General features: G+C 47.3%; 11 protein-coding genes. 9 read left to right on the top strand and 2 right to left on the bottom strand.

The genetic code is table 11. The features are described 5' to 3' along the window. The coding region (locus QCH34_RS04565; RefSeq protein WP_300330808.1) for an SAM-dependent methyltransferase at positions 1 to 176 on the bottom strand (176 nt) is incomplete at its 3' end. 126 nt (positions 177 to 302) lie between these two features. On the opposite strand from QCH34_RS04565, the gene QCH34_RS04560 reads away from it, so the two are divergent. Together QCH34_RS04560 and QCH34_RS04555 are read left to right on the top strand one after the other, a co-directional pair. Continuing rightward, the gene (locus QCH34_RS04560) at positions 303 to 1,046 is read left to right on the top strand and encodes a DNA polymerase sliding clamp (protein WP_300330806.1); all 744 of its coding nucleotides are present in this window, start codon (positions 303 to 305) and stop codon (positions 1,044 to 1,046) included. Next, positions 1,046 to 2,098 (top strand): DNA primase large subunit PriL, encoded by a 1,053-nt coding sequence (locus tag QCH34_RS04555; protein WP_300330804.1) that lies wholly within the window; start codon positions 1,046 to 1,048, stop codon positions 2,096 to 2,098. Before QCH34_RS04560 ends, QCH34_RS04555 begins: the two co-directional genes overlap by 1 nt. 33 nt (positions 2,099 to 2,131) lie before the next feature. Here the strand turns inward: QCH34_RS04555 and QCH34_RS04550 are convergent, their stop codons facing one another. Next, positions 2,132 to 2,308: a hypothetical protein gene (locus QCH34_RS04550; RefSeq protein ID WP_300330801.1), complete on the bottom strand. Its 177-nt coding sequence runs from the start codon at positions 2,306 to 2,308 to the stop codon at positions 2,132 to 2,134. Positions 2,309 to 2,455: 147 nt separating this feature from the next. Here QCH34_RS04550 and QCH34_RS04545 point away from each other — a divergent pair, with 147 nt between their 5' ends. The 7 genes from QCH34_RS04545 to asd all read left to right on the top strand — a co-directional run. Continuing rightward, positions 2,456 to 3,001 (top strand): HD domain-containing protein, encoded by a 546-nt coding sequence (locus QCH34_RS04545; RefSeq protein ID WP_300330798.1) that lies wholly within the window; start codon positions 2,456 to 2,458, stop codon positions 2,999 to 3,001. Next, positions 2,994 to 3,548, top strand: coding sequence for a thiamine-phosphate synthase family protein (locus QCH34_RS04540; RefSeq protein ID WP_300330795.1), 555 nt, complete (start codon positions 2,994 to 2,996; stop codon positions 3,546 to 3,548). The genes QCH34_RS04545 and QCH34_RS04540 overlap by 8 nt, the downstream gene beginning before the upstream one ends. 11 nt (positions 3,549 to 3,559) lie before the next feature. Further along, positions 3,560 to 3,751, top strand: coding sequence for a 30S ribosomal protein S17e (locus QCH34_RS04535; protein ID WP_300330790.1), 192 nt, complete (start codon positions 3,560 to 3,562; stop codon positions 3,749 to 3,751). 8 nt (positions 3,752 to 3,759) lie between these two features. Beyond that, a complete protein-coding gene (gene dapA / locus QCH34_RS04530) occupies positions 3,760 to 4,647 on the top strand; it encodes a 4-hydroxy-tetrahydrodipicolinate synthase (protein WP_300330785.1) in 888 nt (295 codons plus the stop codon). After that, on the top strand, positions 4,640 to 5,398 hold the full coding sequence (gene dapB, locus QCH34_RS04525) for a 4-hydroxy-tetrahydrodipicolinate reductase (protein ID WP_300330781.1): 759 nt from the start codon (positions 4,640 to 4,642) through the stop codon (positions 5,396 to 5,398). The genes dapA and dapB overlap by 8 nt, the downstream gene beginning before the upstream one ends. A 65-nt stretch (positions 5,399 to 5,463) precedes the next feature. Then, positions 5,464 to 5,637: a 4Fe-4S binding protein gene (locus tag QCH34_RS04520; RefSeq protein ID WP_300330776.1), complete on the top strand. Its 174-nt coding sequence runs from the start codon at positions 5,464 to 5,466 to the stop codon at positions 5,635 to 5,637. Between the two features lie 87 nt (positions 5,638 to 5,724). Beyond that, positions 5,725 to 6,428 (top strand): aspartate-semialdehyde dehydrogenase (gene asd / locus QCH34_RS04515; RefSeq protein ID WP_300330773.1); only part of this gene is annotated, 704 nt, incomplete at its 3' end.

Below are 6,428 nucleotides of genomic sequence, written 5' to 3'. Positions count from 1 at the left end.
TTCCTCAATACCTGAAGCCATGAACCGGGAGCAGACCCAAGATCGATTACCGAATCTGTGGGACGGATAATCCCGAATTTTGCCTGAATGTCCAGCAGTTTATACGAAGCACGAGATCTGTATCCCTCACCGGTTGCTCTGGTATAAGCCGAATCACGTGACCATTGTGAACCCATCTTCTCTCCTCTCCCCAATCAAAATAATGAAAGAAATGTAACACATCATTTATCATCGGGTGTGTCGATAATAGAACAATATAATTATCCGTATTTAGTTCGTATCAATATGATAAGGGGTTTGTGATGTTAAAAGCAACTATTGATGCAGATACGTTCAGAGAATCGATCGACGCCATATCAGCTCTGGTTGGTGAATGCCGTCTTCATATAAGTGAGAAGGGTTTTACCACACGGGCAGTAGACACCTCAAATGTTGCGATGATCTCACTTGAGCTGGATGCAGGTGCATTTCAGTCATATGCTGCAACAGAACTTGAGATTGGACTTGATATTGCGAAATTGAAGAATATCCTCGGGATGGTAGGAAAGAGTGATCCTATCGAGCTTGAACTGGATGCTGAAAGTAAAAAACTCGCGATAAGTTTCAAAAGCTACCGGTATTCGATATCACTTCTGGATACAAAGACGATTCGAAAAGATCCAAACCCGCCAACACTCAATCTGCCTGCAGTTGTGAGGGTTCCGGGAGAAACACTGAACAATGCTATTAAAGCAGCCTCAGTCGTCTCTGATAAGATTGCACTGAAGATTGAGCCTGAAATTTCCCTCTTTACCATGATCGCCGAGGGAGATACTGATAATATCAAACTTGAACTTGGAAAAGACGATGTCGAGTTTGTTCAACCAGCAGAAGCACGTTCGCTCTTCTCACTTGATTATCTCAAGGATATGGGGAAAGTAATCGGGCGATCCCAGACTGTAGAAATTCAACTTGGAATTGATCATCCTGTTCAGTTCCTCTTCCCAATCGCCCAGGACAAAGGGCGTGTCACCTATCTCCTCGCACCCCGTATTGAGGCAGATTAATGAAAATCCGGCTTGAACTGCAGGATCTTGCCCACTACCCTTTTTTAAAAGAAGCACAGGAAGTAATCGCATCACGTGGTTATTCTCTTCGCACTATTACCGGCAACCCTGAGAACCGGATCTACCTTGATGCAGCAGTGGATCGAATACGTGATGCCGCCCAGTCAAAAAAAGGGAGGGCATGGACAGATAGTGATGATCCATTCCTTGATATTCTCAGTTATGGCCTTGCCAGAATTCTTGTATCCTGCATAAAAAACCGCTCAGGGATTGCGACCCTTGCCAGATATGAGGCTGAACGGGCATTCTTCTTCCTACAGACCATCGAGAAGAACGATGCTCTTCGCCTTCATATCTTTCGGGAACTGGATATGCCTCTTTTGGGAGACAGTATGTCCTACACCCGCTATATCGAGATCACACAGACACTGCGGGAAGACACTTTCCGGCTTGTGAACCGTGATCTATCACAAGGACAGGTCTTTCTGAGTGAAGAAGAGAAAGATCTTCTTCTCCGTGAGCGGATCAGAACACTCCTCCTCGATCAACTTCCTCTTGACCTGCCCGAATCTGTCTGTGACAGCCTGTCTGTTCATCTCCAGGTTATCCAGTCCATTATTGCCGAACGTACCGTTGAAGAGTATGGGGATGTCGAGGAGTCACGGTTCCCACCCTGTATTCATGCGCTCTTCGAAGCGGCTGTTACTGGAAAATATCTCACCCATTCGGGGAGATTTGCATTGACTACATTCCTCCATACCATTGGAATGGATGTAACAGAGATTATCAGAACCTTCTCACAAGGGAGTGACTTCAATATTGAAGTGACATCCTACCAGGTGAATCATATCATCAGCCAGGGAAGTGACGGGTATACAACACCATCATGTGCAACCATGATGACTCATGGGATCTGTTCAGGGAAGAATGCAAAATGCAAACTTATCAGCCACCCCCTCTCATATTACCGGAAAGAGAAGAAGCAAAATAAGAGACCTGCGAGTAAAATTAACTCATCCGGGCAAAATAACGAAGAAAAAGAAGATATATGATTTTACGGGGATCTTTTAATGAGTCTATCCGGTTCAGATTGATTTCTCTATTACCGTTGATCCCGCTCCGATGAGGATGAATATGAAGATCAGGAGAGCGATCAGATAGGCGTATCCCGGATTCATTATTGCTGGCAGTCCAATGAGAAGAACAAGGAATATAATGAGGCTTATAACCCCTATGGCGATGTCCATGAGCCATTTTTGCATACATATATTCTCCTGAGGAGAGGCTTAATGGTTTTCACATAACTCCTGTCAAAACCATTGGATAACCCGGTAGATCACACTTTCTTTCATCATTTGATCCGGATGCCAACCAGAGAATCTATCTCCCTCAGAAAAGATCCATACTGTATGGTACCAGATGATCCCATGAGCCTCCTCAGGCAACATGTCACTTCAGAGAGCCTCATTGAGCATTGTGTAGCAACCGGTGCAATCATGCGGGCTGTTGCCCCACATCTGAATGAAGATCCTGATCTCTTTGAGATAATCGGTATCCTGCATGATATCGATTATGAGATCGTCTCCGGAGATATGGAGAGGCACGGCATTGTTGGCGCTGAGATGCTCCGTGAGGCAGGCAAATCTAAAGAGATCGCAGATGCTGTCATGAAGCATAACCACCATCTCTTTTCGGGTCATTCAACCCCGGTTGATCTCTGCCTTCAGTCCGCAGACAGCATTTCTGGTCTCATCATCGCCTGTGCCCTCGTCAAAGGCGGGGCAATAGAAGAGGTGACGGTAAAAACCGTGAAGAAGAAGATGAAAGATAAAGGCTTTGCAGCGGGGTGTGATCGTGACAGGATACGATCGATTGAACCACTGATGGATCTCGATCTCTTTATCCAGTCTGCAATCGAGGGTGTTACACGAATCTGGGTGCGTTCAAATGATTGATAAAGATGAAAAAACCGACATTCTCGATGCACTCGCGTATGCTGTCAGTGAGCTGAAGGAGAAGATGGATCCCCGTCTTATCCCCGAAGTTGGCAGCAACATTGTCTATGCCAAAAAAGGTGCCCGAAGCCCGGCTGATGTGGCGGGGGTGGATGGGAGAATTGTGACGCTTCGGAAGAGTGTTCACCCGGTGGGAGAGTGTGCATTCGGTGCAAGTGACCATGTTGCGCGGATCGTACTGACAGCAATGCGGTTTGACCCTGAGATACGATCTGCTGCAAATATCCGGTTTACTGAGACTCTGGCCGCTCTATTGGAGGATATGAGTTTTACTGTATGCTGGTTTGACAGGGAACATGAGCCACCAGGCATACAGACGATGGATTGGGGCGTTGCATCATGTTGTAAGGAGGATGTCCCGGATATGATCATTGATCGCGGGGCTGTTGGAAAAGAGCCGATGATACGGATCCTTGGACCGGATCCGTCATCGGTTGCAAACACAATCATTATGTTGTCATCGCGCATTACTATTATGGAAATTTGAGGACGATATACATGGGAATCAAACCAAGCTACATTAAATCAATCGGAACAGGTCTCCTGGAAAAGCATGGCAATTACTTCTCTAATGAATTTGATGAGAATAAACTCGCCGTTTCGAATCTCACCACCATCGAAAGCAAAGGTGTGCGAAATCGTGTGGCGGGTTACATTACGAGAAAAGTAAATACCAGAAGACGCAGATAAGCTAGCGTATGATCCATGGAATAATACCAGCTATCATAACTCCTTTTCAAAGAACAGAAACGATGCCTGTTGATATCAACGGGCTTCGTTCAAACGTCGAAAATCTTTTGTCAGAGGGAATTGATGGAATTGTCCCCTGTGGATCGACAGGGGAATCTGCAACCCTTAATTTTGCCGAACATGAAGAGATCATCGAAGAGGTGGTCTCAGCTGTAGGAGGCAGGATACCAGTCATTGCCGGCACTGGTTCGAACAACACCGATGAGGCACTGACACTTACAAAAGCTGCAAAAAAGATCGGGGCTGACGCTGCACTTGTCATCAGCCCGTATTACAACAAGCCAAATCGTGCCGGGCTCATCAAACATTATACCAAACTGGCTGACTGCGGCATCCCTATCATCGTCTACAATGTGCCATCACGAACTGGTCAGAACCTGGCCCCGGATCTGATCCTTGAACTTGCAAGGAATCCGAATATCATCGGAGTGAAAGAGGCAAGCGGTGATATCGGCCAGATATCCCAGATCATCGAGATGACCCGGGATCTGGAGAGGGAGGTTCCATTCTCTCTCCTCTCAGGTGATGATAACATGACGTTGCCGATTCTCGCACTGGGTGGACATGGAGTCATCTCTGTTGCTGCAAATCTTGAGCCCGCCAGAATGGGAACTCTCTATGATGCCTGCCGGACCGGATCGTTTGTCAGGGCCCAGCAGATCCATTATGAGCTTTCCCCGCTCTTCCGTGGCATGTTCATTGATACAAACCCAATACCCGTAAAGAAAGGTGTCGAGCTGAGGGGAGGAGCAGCAGGCCCGCTCAGGCTTCCGCTCACCGAACTTGACCCTCAAAAAGAAGCGGTATTGAAGGAGATACTGAGTCATTATGATTAAAGTTGCAATTTGCGGTGCATTTGGCCGTATGGGTACAATCATCGGAAGAATGGTTGAGGAAGATCCCGATCTCACCTTTGTGGGCGGTATTGACATTCGCTCCGGGGAGGCATTCGGGCAGCCTGTTGTGGATTCAGAGCATCTGGAGCAGTTCCTCAGGGAGAGAAAACCTGATTGCCTCATTGATTTCACAATAGCAAGTGCATCAGTCAGGAACATTGAAATTGCAGCATCCGCAGGGGTGGCTCTTGTTGTCGGGACAACCGGTTTCTCCGGAGAGGAGGAGGAACGAATCAAAAAAGCAACAGAAGGAGTCGTGCCTATTGTCAAGACCACAAATTTCAGTGTGGGTGTCAATATCTTCTGGCAGCTGATACGAAATGCAGCATCACTCCTCCCTGATTATGACTGTGAGGTGATCGAGGCACACCACCGGTACAAGAAAGATGCCCCAAGCGGTACAGCAAAAACAATCCTGGCAATCCTTGAAGAGGAGATGGGGGCACGGGATAAGTTGTATGGCCGTGAGGGAATGACTGAACGCGCTGATGAGATTGGTGTACATGTGATCCGTGGCGGGGATATCGTTGGTGATCACTCTGTTTTATTCTCAGGCAATTTTGAAACGATTGAACTTTCTCACCGCGCGTACGATCGTTCTGTTTTTGCACGGGGCGCGATCAGGGCAGCGAAATGGGTGCCGGGTCAACCTGCGGGCACATACACGATGAAAGAGGTTCTTGGCCTCTGATCGTGGTGTGTATATCGAAACCTATTTCTCATCTTTTTTTAAACAATACTATAGGAGGAATCCAATTGGTAGCTGTTATTGATAAGGAGAAATGTACAGGCTGCGAAACATGCGTTGATATCTGTCCAACCGCTGCGATCTCTATGAATGACGAGAAGGCTGTTGTAGATGCAGATACCTGTGTTGACTGCGAAACCTGTGTGGATGAGTGTCCGGCTGAAGCCATTCACATGGAATAATTCTTTTTTTTTATCTCCCCCGATAGAGTTTGACGGAATTAAAACTCTAACGCTTAAATATATTCTCACCCTTACTTCTGTTTACCCATGATCAATGTTGGAGTGCTTGGTGCTACAGGTGCCGTTGGCCAACGGTTTGTCCAATTACTAGCGAATCACCCCTGGTTTGAACTTACCACACTTACCGCGTCCGAACGGAGTGCTGGGAAGCCATACGGACGGGTTGTTAACTGGAGAGTGGATGCCCCGTTTCCAGAGACTGTGGCTGATCGTATCGTGAGCCCGACAACAGTCGAGGCTGTGAAAGATCTTGATATCGTCTTCTCTGCACTTCCTGCGGATGTCGCAAAGACACTGGAGATGGATATTGCAGATGCCGGTGTTACTGTATGCAGCAATGCATCATCACACAGGATGGATCCCCTGGTTCCCCTGCTCATTGCTGAGATAAATCCCGATCATGCAGGTCTCATTGATCTCCAGCATGACAGCGGGCGGGATGGATGTATCGTTACAAATCCAAACTGCTCGACCATTATGCTCTCATCATCCCTTGCACCACTGATGCCTCTTGGTATCTCCGGTGTCACCGTTGCGACCCTTCAGGCGATATCGGGTGCAGGGTTTGAGGGTATTCCCGGCATGGCGATATTTGATAATGTCATTCCCTATATTGGATCTGAAGAAGAGAAGATGGAGAGTGAGCCGAAGAAGATCCTGGGTACATTTAACGGAGCTGAGATTGAACCCGCAGCATTTCCAATAAGTGCAAGCTGCAACAGAGTGCCGGT

This window comes from Methanocalculus sp., assembly GCF_029762515.1.
Classification (GTDB): Archaea; Halobacteriota; Methanomicrobia; order Methanomicrobiales; family Methanocorpusculaceae; genus Methanocalculus.
This window is presented reverse-complemented; position numbering and strand designations above follow the sequence as displayed.